We start from the raw sequence: 19,644 nt of genomic DNA, 5'->3' as shown, positions 1-19,644 counted from the left end.
CCGCCGTCAGCGACGTCTTGCCATGGTCGACGTGGCCAATCGTGCCGATGTTCACGTGAGGCTTGTTACGCTCGAATTTACCTTTGGCCATAATCGTTCTCCGTCTATTCTACCCGCTTGGGGGAAATTGTTATTCGCTCTTCAGATCCGGCACCGCGAAGGGACGCGATCCGGCGGCTAAGGAACCCTTACGCGTATTTCTTCTGGACTTCCTGGGCCACCGCCGTAGGGACCGGCTCGTAGTGATCGAACTGCATCGTGTAGGCCGCACGGCCCTGGCTCATCGAGCGCAGGTTGTCGACGTACTTGAACATGTTGGCGAGCGGCACCATCGCATTGATGACCACGGCCACGCCACGCGCTTCCTGGCCCTGGATCTGGCCACGACGACCGTTCAGATCGCCGATGACGCTGCCGACGTAGTCTTCCGGCGTCACCACTTCGACCTTCATGATCGGCTCGAGCAGCTGCACGCCAAGCTTGGGTGCGGCCTCACGGAAACAGGCGCGGCCGGCGATTTCGAAGGCCAGAACGCTGGAGTCCACGTCGTGGTAGGCACCGTCGATCAGCGTCGCCTTGACGCCGATCATCGGGAAGCCCGCGAACGGACCCGAGGTCATGACGCTGTTGATGCCCTTTTCGACACCGGGGATGTATTCCTTCGGCACAGCGCCGCCAACGATCTTGGTTTCGAACTGGAACTCGCTGCTGTCCGGGTTCGGTTCGAAGACGATCTTGACGCGAGCGAACTGACCGGTACCGCCGGTCTGCTTCTTGTGCGTGTAATCCTGCTCGTGCCTGCGGGTGATCGTCTCGCGATAGGCCACCTGCGGAGCGCCGACATTGGCCTCGACCTTGAACTCGCGACGCATGCGGTCGACGATGATGTCCAGGTGAAGTTCGCCCATGCCGGAAATGATGGTCTGGCCGCTTTCCTCGTCGGTCTTGACACGGAAGGACGGATCCTCGGCAGCCAGGCGGTGAAGGGCGAGGCCCATCTTTTCCTGGTCGTTCTTGGTCTTCGGCTCGATGGCGATCTGGATGACCGGATCGGGGAATTCCATGCGCTCGAGAATGACCGGATGCAGCGGATCGCTCAGCGTGTCGCCGGTGGTCGTGTCCTTGAGACCGGCAAGAGCAACGATGTCGCCGGCAAAAGCCTCTTCGACGTCAGCGCGCGAGTTCGCATGCATCTGCAGCATGCGGCCGATGCGCTCTTTCTTGCCCTTCACGGTGTTGTCGACCGAGATGCCCTTGGTGAGCTTGCCCGAATAGATGCGGGCAAAGGTCAGCGAACCGACGAACGGGTCGTTCATGATCTTGAAGGCGAGCATCGACAGCGGCTCGTTGTCGTCGGCATGACGCTCGATCTCGGCGTCGGTCTTGGCATCGACGCCCTTGATGGCGGGAACATCGGCCGGCGACGGCAGATATTCGACGACGGCGTCGAGCAGCGGCTGCACGCCCTTGTTCTTGAAGGCCGAGCCACAGAACATCGGGTAGAACTTGACCGCGATGGTGCCCTTGCGGATCAGCGCACGGATCTCGTCATTCGACGGCATCTTGCCTTCGAGGTAATTCTCAAGCGCCGTCTCGTCCATTTCGACGGCGGCCTCGATCATCTTCTCGCGGTATTCTTCGGCACGAGCCTTGAGGTCGTCCGGGATCTCGACGACATCCCAGGCAGCGCCCAGCGTCTCGTCGCGCCAGACCAGCGCATTCATCTCGACGAGGTCGACGACACCCTTGAACTCGGTCTCGGCGCCGATCGGCAGCTGCATGACAACGGCATGCGCGCCGAGGCGCGAACCGATCATCTCGACCGAGCGATAGAAGTCGGCACCGATCTTGTCCATCTTGTTGCAGAAGATCATGCGCGGAACGCGATACTTGTCGGCCTGGCGCCAGACGGTCTCGGTCTGCGGCTCAACGCCGGCATTGGCATCGAGCAGCGCAATGGCGCCGTCGAGAACGCGCAGCGAACGCTCAACTTCGATGGTGAAGTCGACGTGGCCGGGGGTGTCGATGATGTTGAAGCGGTGCATCTTGCCGTCACGAGCCTTCCAGAAGGTCGTGGTCGCGGCGGACGTGATGGTGATGCCGCGCTCCTGCTCCTGCTCCATCCAATCCATGGTGGCAGCGCCGTCGTGGACTTCGCCGATCTTGTGCGACTTGCCCGTGTAGTAGAGGACGCGCTCGGTGGTCGTCGTCTTGCCGGCGTCAATATGCGCCATGATACCGAAATTGCGGTAGTCTTCGATTTTGTATTCGCGGGCCATCGTAGCTGCCTCTCAGTCTCGTTCGCGCTTTACCAGCGGTAGTGCGCGAAAGCGCGGTTGGCTTCAGCCATCTTGTGGGTGTCTTCACGCTTCTTGACAGCCGTGCCGCGGTTGTTGGCCGCATCCATCAGCTCGCCGGAGAGGCGGTCGACCATCGTGGTCTCGTTGCGATTGCGGGCCGCCGCGATCAGCCAGCGAATGGCCAATGCCTGGCGGCGCTCGGGGCGCACGTCGACCGGAACCTGGTAGGTGGCGCCACCGACACGACGCGAACGCACTTCAACATGCGGCGCGACATTGTCGAGCGCCTGATGGAAGACGGTGACCGGCTCCTGCTTGGTCTTCGACTGAACCTGGTCGAGCGCGCCGTAGACGATTGTCTCGGCGACCGACTTCTTGCCGTCATACATGACGGCGTTCATGAACTTGGTGACGATCAGATCGCCGAACTTCGGGTCCGGATTGATCTCACGCTTTTCTGCACTGTGACGACGCGACATGGCTTTTGTCTCTCAATCTCATAGCCCGACGCACTCAAGAAGCGCCAAGGCCGGAAAATCTTACTTCGGACGCCCCTTACTTCGGACGCTTGGCGCCGTACTTCGAACGGCGCTGCTTGCGGTTCTTCACACCCTGCGTGTCGAGCACGCCGCGGATGATGTGGTAGCGAACGCCCGGAAGATCCTTGACGCGGCCGCCGCGGATCATGACCACGGAGTGCTCCTGAAGGTTGTGGCCTTCGCCGGGGATGTACCCGATCACTTCAAAACCATTGGTCAGGCGGATCTTGGCCACCTTGCGCAGCGCCGAGTTCGGCTTCTTCGGCGTCGTTGTATAGACGCGCGTGCAAACGCCCCGCTTCTGCGGGTTCTGCTGCATGGCCGGGACCTTGTTGCGCTTCACCGGCGCAATGCGCGGCTTGCGGATCAGCTGGTTGACGGTAGGCATTAAACCCTCTTGTCTCTCAATTCCGTGTCTCGCCCGGTCAGGGCCGCTCAAAGCGTCATTTCCATACGCAAATTCGGGCCATAAACCGCGCCTCGCGGTCTTGCCCGAACAAAAGGCAGAGGAAGCGGAAGCCGCTTCGTGCACGCCGGAAATGTCTTTTCGCTCGTAAAACGAACCCTGTTTGAGGCAAACTCCAAAGCGTGTCGCTTCGGAAGGGAGAGCCTCACATCGGTTCTGACTGGGCGGCTTCTACTCGTAAGACCGCGGACCGTCAAGCCCGGAGCACCAAATATTGCACGCCGACCAAGGCTTGGCAGCCATGCGAAAACCGCATGTAATTTTCTTTCGCATTTTTGCAAGAGCGAGGAAGAAAGTGACAAGCCTTCAGGCAAAGTGAATGGGTTTGCGCTGTTGCGCGGCCTTGCTTCATGCGAAAAGGCCGCATGAGCAGTCAAAACCCCCTCGCCCGCCCACCCGCTGCCAAGAGGAATCGGCCCGTGAACGACAACGAAGAACGCCCGGTCACCATCATCACCGGCCGGGTGTGGAAGAAAAAAGGCGGCAAACCGGAAGGCGTCCACGTCATGCTGGTTGCGCCCGACGACGATTCGGCGGTGCGCCGGGCACTCGAATCGCTTGCCGCCGAAGGGTACGCCGAGGCCGAGCTCGACCAGATCGGCGACATGGACGGCATCCCCGACGAAGAGCCGCATATCTCCGCCTTCCAGGGCGCGCTCGAAGGCGAAGTGTCGATCGTCACCTTCGACGTGCCGATCTGACCCCGACCTCCCGGTCCAGCTTTCGAATCGGCTACCGAGACGAATCGGCGACCGAGGCCTTCCCAGCCAAAAATGTGCACTGCCGCTCGAGGAAGGCTGAGCTTGCCTGCTCGGCTTCGGCTTGCCCGGGGCAAGTGTTCTGATAAGAAACCATCACCATCATCAAACAGACGGAGCGGCCGTGTCCCAGCCCATCAAGATAGGCATCGTCGGCGTCGGCAAGATCGTCCACGACCAGCATCTGCCGGCTCTGGCGAAAGACCAGGACTATCGCCTCATCGCGGCCGCAAGCCGGCATGGCAAGGTAGAAGACATCCCCAATTTCACTGATATCGAAGCCATGCTCGATGCCGTTCCCGAACTCGAGGCCGTGTCGCTCTGCATGCCGCCGCAGTTCCGCTACGACGCGGCGCGCACCGCGCTGATGGCGAAGAAGCATGTCTTCCTGGAGAAGCCGCCTGGCGCCACTGTCAGCGAGGTCGAGGACCTCAAGACATTGGCCGCGCAGAACGGCGTCTCGCTGTTCGCCAGCTGGCACTCGCGCTATGCGCCGGCGGTCGAGGCCGCGCGCGCATTTCTCGACACGACCAAGATCAAGTCGGCCGCCATCAACTGGAAGGAAGATGTGCGCCGCTGGCACCCGAACCAGGAATGGATCTGGGCTCCCGGCGGTTTTGGCGTCTTCGATCCCGGCATCAACGCGCTCTCGATTGCCACCCATATCCTGCCGGCGATGTTCATCACCTCGGCGGTGTTGGATTTTCCCGAAAACCGCGCCTCCCCGGTTGCCGCGCGCGTCGCCTTCCGCACCTCGAATGGATTGCCGGTGACGATGGATCTCGACTGGCTGCAGACCGGCCCGCAAAGCTGGGACATCCTGGCCGAGACCGACAAGGGCGCCATGGTGCTGTCGGGCGGCGGCTCGAAGCTCGCCATCGACGGCAAGGTGGTTCATGACGAGCCGGAGGCCGAGTACCCGATGCTCTACAAGCGCTTTGCCGAAATCGTGCGCGCCGGCACCTCCGATGTCGACCTCGCGCCCCTCCAGCATGTGGCCGACGCCTTCATGCTCGGCAAGCGCAACGTGGTCGAGGCTTTTTTCGATTGAACAGGGGCGGCTTGGCTGTTCGCCGATCGGCCGTCACTCCACAATCGCAATGGCAAAGCCATCATAGCCTTTGGCGCCGACGGTCTGGATGGCGGTGCCGTCCAGACGCTTCTCGCTGCCGATGAACGAGAATGCGGCGCGTGCCCCTTCTACATTGGGATCACGGCCACCCTGATCGAGCACTGCGCCGTCGCGGATGACGTTGTCGCAGACGATGACGGTTCCGGGCCGCGACAACCGCATGGCCCAGGATAGGTAGTGCGGATTGTTCGGCTTGTCGGCATCGATGAAGATGAAGTCGAATGGACCGGCATGCTCGGCGCCAAGTGCTGCAAGCGACTGAAGCGCCGGACCGACCCGCAGTTCCACCCGCTCCAAGACGCCTGCCCGCTCGAAATTCGATCGCGCGACGCTGGCGTGATGCGGGTCGAGTCCAAGTGTCACGATCTTGCCGTCGGCAGGCAGTGCGCGCGCCATCCAGATGGTCGAATAGCCGCCCAGCGTGCCGATTTCGAGAACCTTTTTGGCTCCCCGCATCCGCGCAAGAAGGGAAAGCAGCTTGCCCTGCGCCGGCGACACGTCGATCGCCGGCAGGCCCTGATCGTGGTTGGCCGCCAGAACGGCATCAAGCACGGGGTCCGCCTCAAACAGGGAACCGACGATGTAGTCGTCGACTGCCGCCCAGCTTCTTTTGCTCATCGTTTTCTTCTCCGATCCAATTGGAGACCTAAACGCGAAAAGGGGCCATTCGGCCCCTTTTCCTCTTCCCTTTCCGTCCGCTTACTGCGCGGCGGTTGTCATGTCGGCCAGCATCGGCTCGGCGACTTCCACACCCGAGGCCTTGCGGCGCTCGTCGATGATCAGTTCGTCGCGCGAGGTGGCGATGCGCCGAATCTGGCTCATCGTGCCGCCGGTGCCGGCCGGGATAAGCCGGCCGACGATGACGTTTTCCTTCAGTCCCTGCAGCATGTCGGTCTTGCCGGCAACCGCGGCTTCCGTCAGCACTCGGGTCGTCTCCTGGAAGGAGGCGGCCGAGATGAAGGATGGCGTCTGCAGCGATGCCTTGGTGATGCCGAGCAGCACCGGCAGGCCTTCGGCCGGCTTCTTGCCGTCCTCGACCAGACGCTCGTTGACCTCTTCCAGTTCGATCACGTCGACATGATCGCCCGGAATGTAGGTCGAGTCGCCCTGCACCGTGATCTCGACCTTCTGCAGCATCTGGCGAACGATCACCTCGATGTGCTTGTCGTTGATCTGCACGCCCTGCAGACGATAGACTTCCTGGATCTCGTTGACGAGGTAGGAAGCAAGTGCCTCCACGCCCTTGATCGCCAGGATGTCGTGCGGCGCCGGATTGCCGTCGAGGATGTAGTCGCCCTTCTCGATGACGTCGCCGTCCTGGAGATGGAACGGCTTGCCCTTCGGGATCAGGTATTCGACCGGCTCAAGCGTCGAGTCATGCGGCTCGATGATGATGCGACGCTTGTTCTTGTAGTCGCGGCCGAAGCGGATCGTGCCGTCGATCTCGGCGATGATGGCGTGATCCTTCGGACGACGTGCCTCGAACAGTTCGGCAACACGCGGCAGACCGCCGGTGATGTCCTTGGTCTTGGCGCTTTCCATCGGAATACGCGCCAGCACGTCGCCGGGACGAACCTGCGAGCCCGGCTCGACCGAAAGAATGGCCTCGACCGAGAGCAGGAAGCGCGCGTCGCCGCCCTTCGACAGCTTGCCGACCTTGCCCTTGGCGTCCTGGATCGCGATCGCCGGCTTCAGGTCGTTACCGCGTGGCGTCGAGCGCCAGTCGATGACCTCACGCTTGGTGATGCCGGTCGACTCGTCGGCCGTTTCCTGAACGGAAATGCCGTCGACCAGATCCTCGTACGACACCCTGCCCTCGATTTCGGTGAGGACTGGACGGGTATAGGGATCCCACTCGGCGATACGCTGGCCGCGCTTCACCTTGTCACCATCGTCCACGAAGATGCGCGAACCATAGGTGAGACGGTGCGAGGCGCGCTCCTTGCCGGCTTCGTCGAGGATCAGCACCGCCATGTTGCGGCCCATGACCATCTGCTGGCCGTCGGAGTTGCGCACCACGTTGCGGTTGCGGATCTCGACCTTGCCCTCATACGAGGCTTCAAGGAACGAGCTGTCCACCACCTGCGCGGTACCGCCCATGTGGAAGGTACGCATGGTGAGCTGCGTGCCCGGCTCGCCGATCGACTGCGCCGCGATGACGCCGACGGCTTCGCCCTGGTTGACCGGGGTGCCGCGGGCAAGATCGCGACCGTAGCAGACCGCGCAGACGCCAACCCTGACTTCGCAAGTCAGTGCCGAGCGGATGCGGACCGACTGGACGCCGGCCTTTTCGATCTGTTCCACGTCACGCTCGTCCATCAGCGTTCCGGCCTTGACCAGGATCTCGCCCGACACCGGATGTGTGATGTCGTCGAGCGACGTACGGCCCAGCACGCGCTGGCCGACCGAAGCGACGACCTGACCGGCATCGACGATCGGCTGCATGGTGAGGCCCTTGTCGGTGCCGCAGTCGACGGAGTTGACGATGCAGTCCTGCGCCACGTCGACCAGACGACGGGTGAGGTAACCCGAGTTCGCCGTCTTCAAGGCGGTGTCGGCCAGACCCTTGCGGGCGCCGTGGGTCGAGTTGAAGTACTCGAGCACGGTCAGGCCTTCCTTGAAGTTCGAGATGATCGGCGTTTCGATGATTTCACCCGACGGCTTGGCCATAAGGCCGCGCATGCCGGCAAGCTGACGCATCTGGGTGGGCGAGCCACGCGCACCGGAGTGCGACATCATGTAGATCGAGTTCATCGGCTTCTGACGGCCATTGTCCTCGAACTCGACCGCCTTGATGCGGGCCATCATCTCGTCGGCGACCTTTTCCGAGCACTTGGCCCAGGCGTCGACGACCTTGTTGTACTTCTCGCCCTGCGTGATCAGACCGTCATTGTACTGCTGCTCGTATTCCTTGGCCAAAGCCTCGGTGTCGGAGACCAGCTTGATCTTGGCATCCGGGATCAGCATGTCGTCCTTGCCGAACGAAATGCCGGCACGGCAGGCATGGCTGAAGCCGAGAGCCATGATGCGATCGCAGAAAATGACCGTCTCCTTCTGACCGCAATGGCGGTAGACGGTGTCGATCATCTTGGAGATGTTCTTCTTGGTCATCTCCTGGTTGGCGGTCTCGTAAGGCACGTTGACGTTCTTCGGCAGAAGCTCGCCGATGATCATGCGGCCAGGCGTGGTGTCATGGATCTTCGACACCACCTTGCCTTCGGCGTCGACCGTGCGGAAACGACCCTTGATCTTGGAGTGCAGCGTCACGGCCTTGGTCTCGAGCGCGTGCTGGAGTTCGCCCATGTCGGCAAACACCATGCCCTCGCCCGGCTCGTTCTGGTTGACGATCGAGAGATAGTAGAGACCCAGAACCATGTCCTGCGACGGCACGATGATCGGCGCGCCGGAAGCCGGGTGCAGGATGTTGTTGGTCGACATCATCAGCACGCGGGCTTCAAGCTGCGCTTCCAGCGACAGCGGCACGTGAACGGCCATCTGGTCGCCGTCGAAGTCGGCGTTGAAGGCCGTGCAGACCAGCGGGTGCAACTGGATCGCCTTGCCCTCGATCAGGATCGGCTCGAACGCCTGGATGCCGAGACGGTGCAGCGTCGGCGCACGGTTCAGCAGCACCGGATGTTCGCGGATGACCTCGTCGAGGATATCCCAGACTTCCGGACGCTCCTTTTCGACCAGCTTCTTCGCCTGCTTGACGGTCGAGGAGTAACCCTTGGCGTCGAGACGGGCGTAGATGAAGGGCTTGAACAGTTCGAGCGCCATCTTCTTGGGCAGGCCGCACTGGTGCAGCTTGAGCTCCGGACCGGTCACGATGACCGAGCGGCCGGAATAGTCGACGCGCTTGCCGAGCAGGTTCTGACGGAACCGGCCCTGCTTGCCCTTGAGCATGTCGGACAGCGACTTCAGCGGGCGCTTGTTGGCGCCGGTGATGACGCGGCCGCGACGGCCGTTGTCGAACAGCGCATCGACGGCTTCCTGCAGCATGCGCTTTTCATTGCGCACGATGATGCCGGGAGCGCGCAGCTCGATCAGCCGCTTCAGACGATTGTTGCGGTTGATGACGCGGCGATAGAGGTCGTTCAGATCCGACGTGGCGAAGCGGCCGCCGTCCAGAGGAACCAGCGGGCGCAGGTCCGGCGGGATCACCGGAACCACCTTCATGATCATCCATTCCGGACGGTTGCCGGATTCCATGAAGTTCTCGACGACCTTGAGCCGCTTCAGATACTTCTTCTGCTTCAGCTCGGAGGTGGTCGAAGCCAGTTCCGAACGCAGGTCGCCGGCGATCTTCTCCAAGTCCATGCCGGCCAGGAGGTCATGAATGGCCTCGGCGCCGATCATGGCGGTGAACGAATCCTCGCCATACTCGTCGACGGCGATCATGTACTCTTCCTCGCTGAGCAGCTGGTGCTCCTTCAGCGCGGTGAGGCCAGGTTCGGTGACGATGTAGTTCTCGAAGTAGAGGACGCGCTCGATGTCCTTCAGGGTCATGTCGAGCAGCGTGCCGATGCGCGACGGCAGCGACTTCAGGAACCAGATATGGGCGACCGGTGCCGCCAGTTCGATATGGCCCATGCGCTCGCGGCGAACGCGCGACAGCGTGACTTCAACGCCGCACTTCTCGCAGATGACGCCCTTGTACTTCATGCGCTTGTACTTGCCGCACAGGCACTCATAGTCCTTGATCGGGCCAAAAATGCGCGCGCAGAACAGACCGTCACGCTCCGGCTTGAAGGTGCGGTAGTTGATGGTCTCCGGCTTCTTGATCTCGCCGAAAGACCAGGACAGAATCTTCTCAGGGCTGGCGAGCGATATCCGGATGGAATCGAACACCTGCGCAGGCGCCTGGGGATTGAAGAGATTCATGACCTCTTGGTTCATGCCGTTCTCCTTTTCGGGATCCTCGAAGACCCCTTGCATCTAGTCGCGAGCCAAACGCCCGCCGTCTTTGTCGGCCACTGGCCGTCGAATACTTCCTGGTTGAGCATGATCCCATCCGAAAACCGGTAGCCACTTTTCGGGATCATGATCGAGGCGCGCCGCGGAAAGCCGTGGCGCGCCATTGCCTTACTCGGCCGCGCCCCTATTCGGCAGCATCTGGCAGCCGGACAGGGTTGTCGTCGAGCTTGGTGTTCTCCAGCTCGACATTGAGGCCGAGAGACCGCATTTCCTTGACGAGAACGTTGAAGCTCTCGGGGATGCCGGCCTCGAAGGTGTCGTCGCCACGGACGATCGCCTCGTAGACCTTGGTACGGCCTGCGACGTCGTCCGACTTCACCGTCAGCATTTCCTGCAGCGTGTAGGCGGCGCCGTATGCTTCGAGTGCCCAGACCTCCATCTCGCCGAAGCGCTGGCCACCGAACTGCGCCTTGCCGCCCAGCGGCTGCTGGGTGACGAGCGAGTACGGACCGATCGAACGCGCGTGGATCTTGTCGTCCACGAGATGGTGAAGCTTGAGCATGTAGATGTAGCCCATCGTCACCTTGCGATCGAACGGCTCGCCGGTGCGTCCGTCATAGAGTTGCGACTGACCGCTGGTGTGCAGGCCCGCCTGCTCCAGCATGATGTTGATGTCAGCCTCGTGCGCGCCGTCGAACACCGGGGTCGCGATCGAGACGCCGCGGCGCATCTGCTCGCTGAGGCGAACAATGCTCTCGTCGTCATAGTCACGAACCGGCTCGTTGCGGTCGTTGGCCGGGATGAAGCTCTCGAGCGTCTTGCGCAGCGGCTTGATGTCGCCGGCTGCCTTGTACGTGTCGATCAGCTCGCCGATTTTCCTGCCCATGCCCGCGCATGCCCAGCCCAGATGCGTTTCCAGGATCTGGCCGACATTCATGCGGCTCGGCACACCCAGCGGGTTGAGCACGATATCGGCATGCGTGCCGTCCTCGAGGAAAGGCATGTCCTCGACCGGAACGATCCGCGACACGACACCCTTGTTGCCGTGACGGCCGGCCATCTTGTCGCCGGGCTGCATCTTGCGCTTCACGGCCACGAAGACCTTGACCATCTTCATGACGCCCGGAGGCATTTCGTCGCCGCGCTGGACCTTCTCGACCTTGTCCATGAAACGCTGTTCGAGCGCCTTCTTGGAATCGTCGTACTGGCCACGCAGGGCTTCGAGTTCGCTCTGGAGCTTTTCGTTCTCCACGGCAAACTGCCACCACTGCGAACGCGGATACTCGTCGAGCGTATCCTTGGACAGCGTCGAGCCCTTCTTGAAGCCCTTCGGTCCAGCGATCGCTTCCTTGCCGACGAGCACGTCGGAAAGACGCGCATAGACGTTACGGTCCAAAATGGCCTGCTCGTCGTCGCGGTCCTTGGCGAGGCGTTCGATCTCCTCGCGCTCGATCGCCATGGCGCGCTCGTCCTTCTCCACACCGTGGCGATTGAAGACGCGCACCTCGACGACGGTGCCGAAAGTGCCCGGAGGCATGCGCATCGAGGTGTCGCGCACATCGGATGCCTTTTCGCCGAAGATGGCGCGCAGAAGCTTCTCTTCCGGCGTCATCGGGCTTTCCCCCTTCGGCGTGATCTTGCCGACCAGGATGTCGCCCGGCTGAACTTCCGCACCGATGTAGACGATGCCGGCTTCGTCGAGGTTCTTCAGCGCTTCTTCCGAGACGTTCGGAATATCGCGCGTGATTTCCTCCGGCCCGAGCTTGGTATCGCGCGCCATGACCTCGAACTCCTCGATATGGATCGAGGTGAAGACGTCATCGGCGACGATGCGTTCGGACAGGAGGATCGAGTCCTCGTAGTTGTAGCCATTCCACGGCATGAACGCGACCAGCACGTTGCGGCCGAGCGCCAGATCACCGAGCTCGGTCGACGGACCGTCGGCGATGATGTCGCCCTTGTTGACGAGGTCACCCATGCGAACCAGCGGACGCTGGTTGATGCAGGTGTTCTGGTTCGAACGCTGGAACTTCATCAGCCGGTAGATGTCGACGCCGGACTTGCCCGGATCGAGATCTTCGGTAGCGCGGATAACGATACGCGTCGCATCCACCTGGTCGACGATGCCGCCGCGGCGGGCGCCGATGGCAGCGCCCGAGTCACGGGCAACGATCGGCTCCATGCCGGTGCCGACGAACGGCGCCTCGGCGCGCACCAGCGGCACGGCCTGACGCTGCATGTTCGAGCCCATTAGAGCGCGGTTGGCGTCGTCGTTTTCCAGGAACGGGATCAGGGCCGCGGCCACCGACACCATCTGCTTGGGCGACACGTCCATCAGATCGACGTTTTCGCGCGGCGCCATCATCACTTCGCCGGCACTGCGGCAAATGACGAATTCGTCGACGAAACCACCGTTCTTGTCGAGCTCGGCGTTGGCCTGCGCGACATGGTGCTTGGCCTCTTCCATCGCCGAGAGATAGACGACGTCATTGGTCAGCTTGCCGTCGACGATCTTGCGGTACGGGCTCTCGATGAAGCCGTACTTGTTGACGCGTGCGAAGGTGGCCAGCGAGTTGATCAGACCGATATTCGGGCCTTCCGGCGTCTCGATCGGGCAGATGCGGCCGTAATGCGTCGGGTGCACGTCGCGCACTTCGAAGCCGGCGCGCTCGCGGGTCAGACCGCCCGGTCCAAGCGCCGAGAGGCGGCGCTTGTGGGTGATCTCCGACAGCGGGTTGGTCTGGTCCATGAACTGCGACAGCTGCGAGGAACCGAAGAACTCGCGCACGGCGGCAGCCGCCGGCTTGGCGTTGATCAGGTCCTGCGGCATGACCGTGTCGATCTCGATCGAGGACATACGCTCCTTGATCGCGCGTTCCATGCGCAGCAGGCCGACGCGGTACTGGTTTTCCATCAGCTCGCCGACCGAACGCACGCGGCGGTTGCCGAGATTGTCGATGTCGTCGATCTCGCCCTTGCCGTCGCGCAGTTCAACCAGCGTCCTGACCACGGCCAGGATGTCGTCCTTGCGCAGCACGCGCACGGTGTCCTCGGCCTTGAGCTCGAGGCGCATGTTCATCTTGACGCGGCCAACGGCCGACAGATCGTAGCGCTCACTGTCGAAGAACAGCGAGTTGAACATGGCTTCGGCGGTTTCGAGCGTCGGCGGCTCGCCGGGGCGCATGACACGATAGATGTCGAACAGCGCGTCCTGGCGGCTCTCGTTCTTGTCGACGTTGAGCGTGTTGCGGATATAGGCGCCGACATTGACGTGGTCGATGTCGAGAACCTTGATCTCGTCTTCGCCGGTGCCGAGCAGAACCTTCAGCGTCTTCTCGTCGATCTCGTCCCCGGCTTCGAGGAATATCTCGCCGGTGGCGTAGTTGACGATGTCCTCGGCCAGGTAGTTGCCGAGCAGATCCTCGTCGGTCGCCTTGATCGCCTTCAGACCCTTTTCGCCAAGCGCCCGAGCCTGACGTGCCGTGATCTTCTTGCCGGCTTCGACGACGACTTCGCCGGTATCGGCATCGACCAGGTCGCCGACGGCCTTGAGGCCGCGGAAACGCTCGACGTTGAACGGAATGCGCCAATGGTCGCCGGCGCGCTTGTAGGTGATCTTGTTGTAGAAGGTCGACAGGATTTCTTCGCCGTCCATGCCGAGCGCCATCAGCAGCGACGTCACCGGAATCTTGCGGCGACGATCGATGCGGGCGTGCACGACGTCCTTGGAATCGAACTCGATGTCGAGCCACGAGCCGCGATAGGGGATGACGCGCGCGGCAAACAGAAGCTTGCCCGACGAGTGCGACTTGCCCTTGTCATGGTCGAAGAAGACGCCCGGCGAGCGGTGCATCTGCGAGACGATGACGCGCTCGGTGCCGTTGACGATGAAGGTGCCATTCAGCGTCATGAGCGGCATGTCGCCCATGTAGACGTCCTGCTCCTTGATGTCCTTGATGGACTTGGCGCCGGTATCCTCGTCGATATCGAACACGATGAGGCGCAGCGTCACCTTGAGCGGCGCGGCATAGGTCAGGTCGCGCTGACGGCATTCGTCAACGTCGAATTTCGGTCCTTCGAACTCATACTTCACGAACTCCAGCATCGAGGAGCCGGAAAAATCGGAGATCGGGAAGACCGACTTGAAAACAGCCTGCAGTCCCTCGTCCGGACGCCCACCCTTGGGCTCCGCCACCATCAGGAACTGGTCATAGGATGCCTTCTGAACCTCGATCAGGTTCGGCATCTCCGCAACTTCCGGAATCTTTCCGAAGAACTTGCGTACGCGTCTGCGGCCATTGAAAGTCTGGGTCTGGGCCATCGTCGCTCCTTAGCTCTAAACTCGGGACGAGCCTCGCCGCGGCTCGCCTTGCATGCTGGGCCACCTTGGCGGCAACCCTCTGTCTGTTTTCCCGGCGCCTGTCGGCGGCCGGCTAGAACGGGAGAAAACCCGTTTCCTGAAGGCCGGTTTTCGGCCCTCAGGAAAGAGGTTCTCGTAGATCTCGCGTTACGCGCACTCCCTTCGGGCGAAGGGAGTGGCGGACGGCGCGAGGCCGCCCGCCGCTTTTACGCTTACTTCAGTTCGACCTTGGCGCCGGCTGCTTCCAGCTGGGCCTTGAACTTGTCAGCGTCGGCCTTGGAAACGGCTTCCTTGACCGGCTTCGGAGCCGCTTCGACCAGGTCCTTGGCTTCCTTGAGGCCAAGACCGGTGATGGCGCGGACTTCCTTGATGACGTTGATCTTCTGAGCGCCTGCCTCGGTGAGGACGACGTCGAATTCCGTCTTTTCCTCGACCGGAGCAGCAGCGGCCGCACCACCGCCAGCGGCGGCAACAGCCACCGGAGCAGCGGCGGAAACGCCCCACTTTTCTTCCAGAAGCTTCGACAGCTCAGCCGCCTCGAGGACGGTCAGCTTCGAAAGGTCGTCTACGATCTTTGCGAGATCAGCCATTGTTGTGTTCCTTCATAAGGTTCGAACGTGTGTTTGTGATAGCGAGGAACGGCCTCATGCCGCCTCGTCCTTCCGGGCGTAAGCGCCGATGACGCGCGCGACCGAAGCCGCTGGCGCATTGACGATCTGGGCGATCCGGGTTGCCGGCGTGGCGATCATGCCAACCAGCCTGGCGCGCAGCTCATCGAGCGACGGAAGTGTGGCGAGTGCCTTCACACCGTCGGCATTGAGCGAGGTGGTGCCCATTGCGCCACCGAGAATGACGAGCTTGTCATTTCCCTTGGCGAAATCGGACGCGACCTTCGGCGCCGCAATCGGATCCTCCGAATAAGCAATCAGCGTCTGTCCCTTGAACAGCTCGATGATCGATGCGGAGTCCGTGCCCTGAAGAGCGATTTTGGCGAGACGGTTCTTCGCGACTTTGACGGTGCCACCGGCGGCGCGCATTTTCGACCGAAGGTCGTTCATTTGCGCGACGGTGATACCGGCGTAGTGGGCCACGACCACTGAACCTGCGTTCGAGAACGCACCGTTCAGGCCCGTGACGAGTTCGCGTTTTTCCGCTCTGTCCACTGCCTATCTCCAGTTGACCCCAATCCTGTTAACGGGAACATCCCATTGACGAGGACAGGCGTCGGGTTGCCTTTTGTCGGCCGGGCCATCCAGTAACGGATCTCCCGAACGACGCTCGAGGATCCTGCCCCCTTTCGCCACATCGACAGTCAAGCCGGCGATGCGCAGACAAAAGGCAAACACGGTTCGAACCTTTCATTGGAGCAATCGCTCCGTTGTCCGGTCTTCACCCGTCTCATGCAGGCCCAAATCGAATTAAGGCTTCTGGGCCGCCTGCAATCTCGGACAGGATGTCCGGAAGCCTTTCGACTTCCGGCACCGGGCCGCCAACTAGGTCGGAGGCCCGGAATTCACTTGCGGATCAGCCGCTTAGCGGCCGATCCAAATGTTCGTATCAGGACGCGTTGAGCGTCGCGACGTCGAGCTTGAGGCCCGGGCCCATCGTCGAGGTGACCGACACCTTCTTGACGTAGTTGCCCTTGGCGCCAGTCGGCTTTGCCTTGGTCACCGCATCGGCGAAGGCGCGGATGTTCTCTTCCAGCGCCTTGACGTCGAACGAGACCTTGCCGACGCCGGCATGGACGATGCCAGCCTTCTCGACACGGAACTCGACGGCGCCGCCCTTGGATGCCTTGACGGCGGCGGCAACGTCGGTGGTGACGGTGCCGACCTTCGGGTTCGGCATCATGCCGCGCGGGCCGAGCACTTTGCCCAGACGACCGACCAGCGGCATCATGTCCGGCGTGGCGATGCAGCGATCGAAATCGATCGTGCCCTTCTGGACGATGTCGACCAGATCCTCGGCACCAACGATGTCGGCGCCGGCGGCGCGCGCTTCGTCGGCCTTGTCGCCACGGGCGAACACGGCGACACGCACCGAGCGGCCGGTGCCGTTCGGCAGGTTGACCACGCCGCGGACCATCTGGTCGGCATGGCGCGGGTCGACGCCGAGATTCATGGCGACTTCGATGGTCTCATCGAACTTCACCGAGGAACGGTCCTTGAGCAGCTTCAGCGCATCACCCAGGGCATAAGCCTTGTTGGGATCGATGCCTTCGCGGGTCTTCGATACACGCTTTGCAATCTTTGCCATGATCTTAGCCCACCACTTCCAGACCCATCGAGCGGGCGGAGCCCTCGACCATGCGCATGGCCGCTTCGACGTCGTTTGCGTTCAGGTCTTTCATCTTCGCGGTGGCAATCTCGCGGACCTTGTCACGCGAAACCGTACCGGCCTTGACCTTGCCCGGCTCCTTGGAACCGGACGTCAGGTTCGCTGCCTTCTTCAGGAAGTAGCTCACCGGCGCCGTCTTCATGACGAAGGTGAAGGACTTGTCCTGATAGTAGGTGATGACGACCGGAACCGGCGATCCCTTTTCCATTTCCTGGGTCTGCGCGTTGAACGCCTTGCAGAACTCCATGATGTTGATGCCACGCTGACCAAGCGCCGGGCCGATCGGGGGAGACGGCGTAGCCGATCCCGCTTTCACCTGGAGCTTGAGCTGGCCTGCAATTTTCTTAGCCATCTCTTTTCCTGCCTTTGTCTATGCCGGTCATGCCGGCGGTTGCAGTCTGGTGGTGCGATCCATGCGGCCGGCTAAAGCCGCATTCGTCTCCCACCGTTCTCAGGCCGCGCTTCCGCGCCGCCTCCCCTGATCGCCAAACCGGCGTCAGGGATTTCGGATCAGCCCTTTTCGACCTGTCCGAATTCCAGATCGACCGGCACGGCGCGCCCGAAGATCGAAACTTCCACCTTGAGCCGCGCCCGCTCCTCGTCCACTTCCTGGACGAAACCGTTGAACGACGCGAAGGGACCATCCGAAACGCGGATCGCTTCGCCGATCTCGAACGTGACCGAGGGCTTGGGCCGCTCGACGCCTTCCTGCACCTGGTTCAGGATGCGCTGCGCTTCCGCCTCGGTGATCGGCACCGGCTTGGAGTCACCCAGGAAGCCGGTGACCTTCGGTGTGTTCTTGACCAGCGAGAACACAGCGTCGGTCAAATTCGCCTTCAGCAGCACATAGCCCGGGAAGAACTTGCGCTCGGCATCGACCTTGCGGCCGCGGCGAACTTCGACGACCTTCTCGGTCGGAACCACGATCTGGTGGATGTCGGCGGACAGGCCCTTCTGCTTGGCCTTGTTCTCGATATCCTCGGCGACCTTCTTTTCAAAGTTCGAATAGGCGTGGACGATGTACCAGCGCGCGGTCATTTCAAGACTTCTCCGTAATCGCCGGACTTAGCGTCCGATGCCCAGAATCTGTTCGACCGCAAGGCCCATGAGCTGATCGGCGGTGAAGAAAAAGATCATCGCGATCACTGCGAAGGCCAGAACCATCACCGTCGAGATCATCGTTTCGCGCCGCGACGGCCAAGTCACCTTGGCGGTCTCCGCGCGGACCTGCTGGAGAAAGACGAAAGGATTTGTGGTTTTCGAAGCCATATGCCGCTCTGTCTTCAAGACCCGTTGGCCGGGTCTCCTGGATGATCCCGCTGGCCGGGACGTACCGCCTGAGCGAATTTCGCGCCGAATCAGCGCAATCATTTCGCCCATGCAAATCAGACGCGTAAAGCCGGTTTCCCAGCTCCACGCGTCGCGTGTCTGTTTCGTCTACATAAAACCGATTCTTGATCCACGCAAGTGGCAAGTCTCCGCTTTATGACCAAACACCGCCTCGGAACCATCCAGTCGTTCCGTCCCGGCTATGGCGCTCTTATGCCCCAATCGGGCTAATATGGCAAGCGGGTCGCCGATTTTCAAAGGGCAGACCGCAGAAATGTCGCTGATGGCCACACGAAACAATTCCGAAAGCCTAAGCAAAGCGGCTTGGGCGGAACTTGGCAAGCAGCGGGTGCTCTCTTCCGGTGGCGATCTCGTCGGCAATGAGTTCACCGGCGATCAGGCCAAGCGTCGCGCCGCTGTGGCTGAAGGCGACGTAGTATCCCTGGATATCTTTCAACAAGCCGAAGACCGGCTCGCCGTCGCCCGGAATCGGCTTGGGGCCGACACCATAACTCTCCAATTCCAGCTTTGGATGTCCCTCGAGGACCTTCGCGGCTTGTTCAAGAAGTCCATCAATCGTCGAGCCCTTCACCCCATAGGTGCCGTCTGCATTGATGATTACCTCTTCTTCCGACCAGGCGGAATCGAGCGCGAGGGCTCCGTCCGGCGTCGGGCGGATGGCGACGCGCGGCGTGTTGAGCACGGCCCGAAGAGCCAAATCGACCGGCTTGGTCCAGACCAGCAGCGCGATCGGCGTCCCATCCTCGATATGGTGGCCTGTGGCCGCAACCATTCGCGGCACATCACTGCCGGTCGCCAGGAGGACTGCATCGGCAGGAAAGTCGATGCCGCTGGTCGTGGTGGCGCCAGTGGCACGACCATCGACAACCGTGACCGTGGCCCTGCCGGCATCGGTGACCAGTCGCCCGCCGCGCTCCACGAACTCCGCAATTAATGCATCGATCAGCGATGGCAGGTCGACCCAGCCTTCCCCTGGGTTGAAAATGGCTCCCTGCGGCGTGACGGCGCCTGCGGCAACGCCTGGTGTGACCGCCGCTATGGCGGCCGCGGTCAGGTGCTGTGCGTCATAGCCGAGATCCTTTTCATGGGCGAAGACATCAGCAATCTGGTTCGAGGCGTCGTCCGCATCCCATGTCAGGCCGCCATCGAAACGCAGCCACGCAGCATCCGGATATCTCGCCGACAACGTCCGGTAGCGGTCGATACCGATCATGCGCAAGCGATGATACTCAGCCGACCGCTTGCGCGCTGAATTGAGCCAGGAGAGCGAGCGGCCCGACGCCCCCTTGGCAAGCGGTCCATCGTTGACGAGGATCGTTTCGATGCCAAGCCGCGCGAGATGAACGGCTGTGGAGACACCGAAAATGCCGCCTCCGACAACGACGACCTTCGAGACCGGATGCGATGTAACCATGAGATGTTCTTTCACTGTGTAGAGAGTGGATTGAGCGACCGAAGGCGTTCCACGCATATCGGCCAGATGGCGAT

The 19,644-nt window shown here is 61.8% G+C and carries 16 protein-coding genes; 2 read left to right on the top strand and 14 right to left on the bottom strand.

Going from position 1 to position 19,644, the window contains the following annotated elements:
- The 4 genes from NKH95_RS32705 to rpsL all read right to left on the bottom strand — a co-directional run.
- On the bottom strand, window positions 1-91 hold a 91-nt coding region (locus tag NKH95_RS32705; RefSeq protein ID WP_032908143.1), incomplete at its 3' end, for a GTP-binding protein.
- A 97-nt stretch (window positions 92-188) separates the two neighbouring features.
- A complete protein-coding gene (gene fusA, locus NKH95_RS32700) occupies window positions 189-2,279 on the bottom strand; it encodes an elongation factor G (RefSeq protein WP_352613513.1) in 2,091 nt (696 codons plus the stop codon).
- Between the two features lie 29 nt (window positions 2,280-2,308).
- Window positions 2,309-2,779, bottom strand: coding sequence for a 30S ribosomal protein S7 (gene rpsG / locus NKH95_RS32695; RefSeq protein ID WP_008875664.1), 471 nt, complete (start codon window positions 2,777-2,779; stop codon window positions 2,309-2,311).
- A gap of 76 nt (window positions 2,780-2,855) precedes the next feature.
- Window positions 2,856-3,227 (bottom strand): 30S ribosomal protein S12, encoded by a 372-nt coding sequence (rpsL, locus tag NKH95_RS32690; protein ID WP_006333356.1) that lies wholly within the window; start codon window positions 3,225-3,227, stop codon window positions 2,856-2,858.
- A 497-nt stretch (window positions 3,228-3,724) separates the two neighbouring features.
- On the opposite strand from rpsL, the gene NKH95_RS32685 reads away from it, so the two are divergent.
- Both NKH95_RS32685 and NKH95_RS32680 read left to right on the top strand, forming a co-directional pair.
- Window positions 3,725-4,006, top strand: a complete 282-nt coding sequence (locus tag NKH95_RS32685) for a transcriptional regulator (RefSeq protein ID WP_013531420.1) — start codon at window positions 3,725-3,727, stop codon at window positions 4,004-4,006.
- 181 nt (window positions 4,007-4,187) lie between these two features.
- Window positions 4,188-5,114 (top strand): Gfo/Idh/MocA family protein, encoded by a 927-nt coding sequence (locus NKH95_RS32680; RefSeq protein ID WP_023814291.1) that lies wholly within the window; start codon window positions 4,188-4,190, stop codon window positions 5,112-5,114.
- A gap of 33 nt (window positions 5,115-5,147) precedes the next feature.
- On the opposite strand, the gene NKH95_RS32675 is transcribed toward NKH95_RS32680, so the two are convergent.
- The 10 genes from NKH95_RS32675 to NKH95_RS32630 all read right to left on the bottom strand — a co-directional run bounded on the left by NKH95_RS32675 (window position 5,148) and on the right by NKH95_RS32630 (window position 19,570).
- Window positions 5,148-5,813 (bottom strand): O-methyltransferase, encoded by a 666-nt coding sequence (locus tag NKH95_RS32675; protein WP_023814290.1) that lies wholly within the window; start codon window positions 5,811-5,813, stop codon window positions 5,148-5,150.
- A gap of 81 nt (window positions 5,814-5,894) precedes the next feature.
- Complete coding sequence (gene rpoC, locus NKH95_RS32670; protein WP_023814289.1) at window positions 5,895-10,091, bottom strand: DNA-directed RNA polymerase subunit beta'; 4,197 nt, start codon at window positions 10,089-10,091, stop codon at window positions 5,895-5,897.
- Window positions 10,092-10,293: 202 nt separating this feature from the next.
- The gene (gene rpoB, locus NKH95_RS32665; RefSeq protein ID WP_023814288.1) at window positions 10,294-14,430 is read right to left on the bottom strand and encodes a DNA-directed RNA polymerase subunit beta; all 4,137 of its coding nucleotides are present in this window, start codon (window positions 14,428-14,430) and stop codon (window positions 10,294-10,296) included.
- Between the two features lie 251 nt (window positions 14,431-14,681).
- Window positions 14,682-15,059, bottom strand: coding sequence for a 50S ribosomal protein L7/L12 (gene rplL / locus NKH95_RS32660; RefSeq protein ID WP_027038853.1), 378 nt, complete (start codon window positions 15,057-15,059; stop codon window positions 14,682-14,684).
- A gap of 54 nt (window positions 15,060-15,113) precedes the next feature.
- Window positions 15,114-15,632 carry a 50S ribosomal protein L10 gene (rplJ, locus tag NKH95_RS32655; protein ID WP_013531412.1) on the bottom strand — a complete coding sequence of 173 codons (519 nt, stop codon included), beginning with the start codon at window positions 15,630-15,632 and terminating at the stop codon, window positions 15,114-15,116.
- A 394-nt stretch (window positions 15,633-16,026) separates the two neighbouring features.
- Complete coding sequence (gene rplA, locus NKH95_RS32650; RefSeq protein WP_013531411.1) at window positions 16,027-16,725, bottom strand: 50S ribosomal protein L1; 699 nt, start codon at window positions 16,723-16,725, stop codon at window positions 16,027-16,029.
- Between the two features lie 4 nt (window positions 16,726-16,729).
- Window positions 16,730-17,158, bottom strand: coding sequence for a 50S ribosomal protein L11 (gene rplK / locus NKH95_RS32645; RefSeq protein WP_013531410.1), 429 nt, complete (start codon window positions 17,156-17,158; stop codon window positions 16,730-16,732).
- 158 nt (window positions 17,159-17,316) lie between these two features.
- Window positions 17,317-17,844, bottom strand: a complete 528-nt coding sequence (gene nusG, locus NKH95_RS32640; protein WP_013531409.1) for a transcription termination/antitermination protein NusG — start codon at window positions 17,842-17,844, stop codon at window positions 17,317-17,319.
- A gap of 27 nt (window positions 17,845-17,871) precedes the next feature.
- Window positions 17,872-18,075, bottom strand: coding sequence for a preprotein translocase subunit SecE (gene secE / locus NKH95_RS32635; protein ID WP_013531408.1), 204 nt, complete (start codon window positions 18,073-18,075; stop codon window positions 17,872-17,874).
- A 370-nt stretch (window positions 18,076-18,445) separates the two neighbouring features.
- Complete coding sequence (locus NKH95_RS32630) at window positions 18,446-19,570, bottom strand: NAD(P)/FAD-dependent oxidoreductase (RefSeq protein ID WP_352894495.1); 1,125 nt, start codon at window positions 19,568-19,570, stop codon at window positions 18,446-18,448.
- Between the last annotated feature and the right edge of the window lie 74 nt (window positions 19,571-19,644).

This window comes from Mesorhizobium sp. M0848, assembly GCF_040319805.1.
Taxonomy (GTDB): Bacteria; Pseudomonadota; Alphaproteobacteria; order Rhizobiales; family Rhizobiaceae; genus Mesorhizobium.
This window is presented reverse-complemented; position numbering and strand designations above follow the sequence as displayed.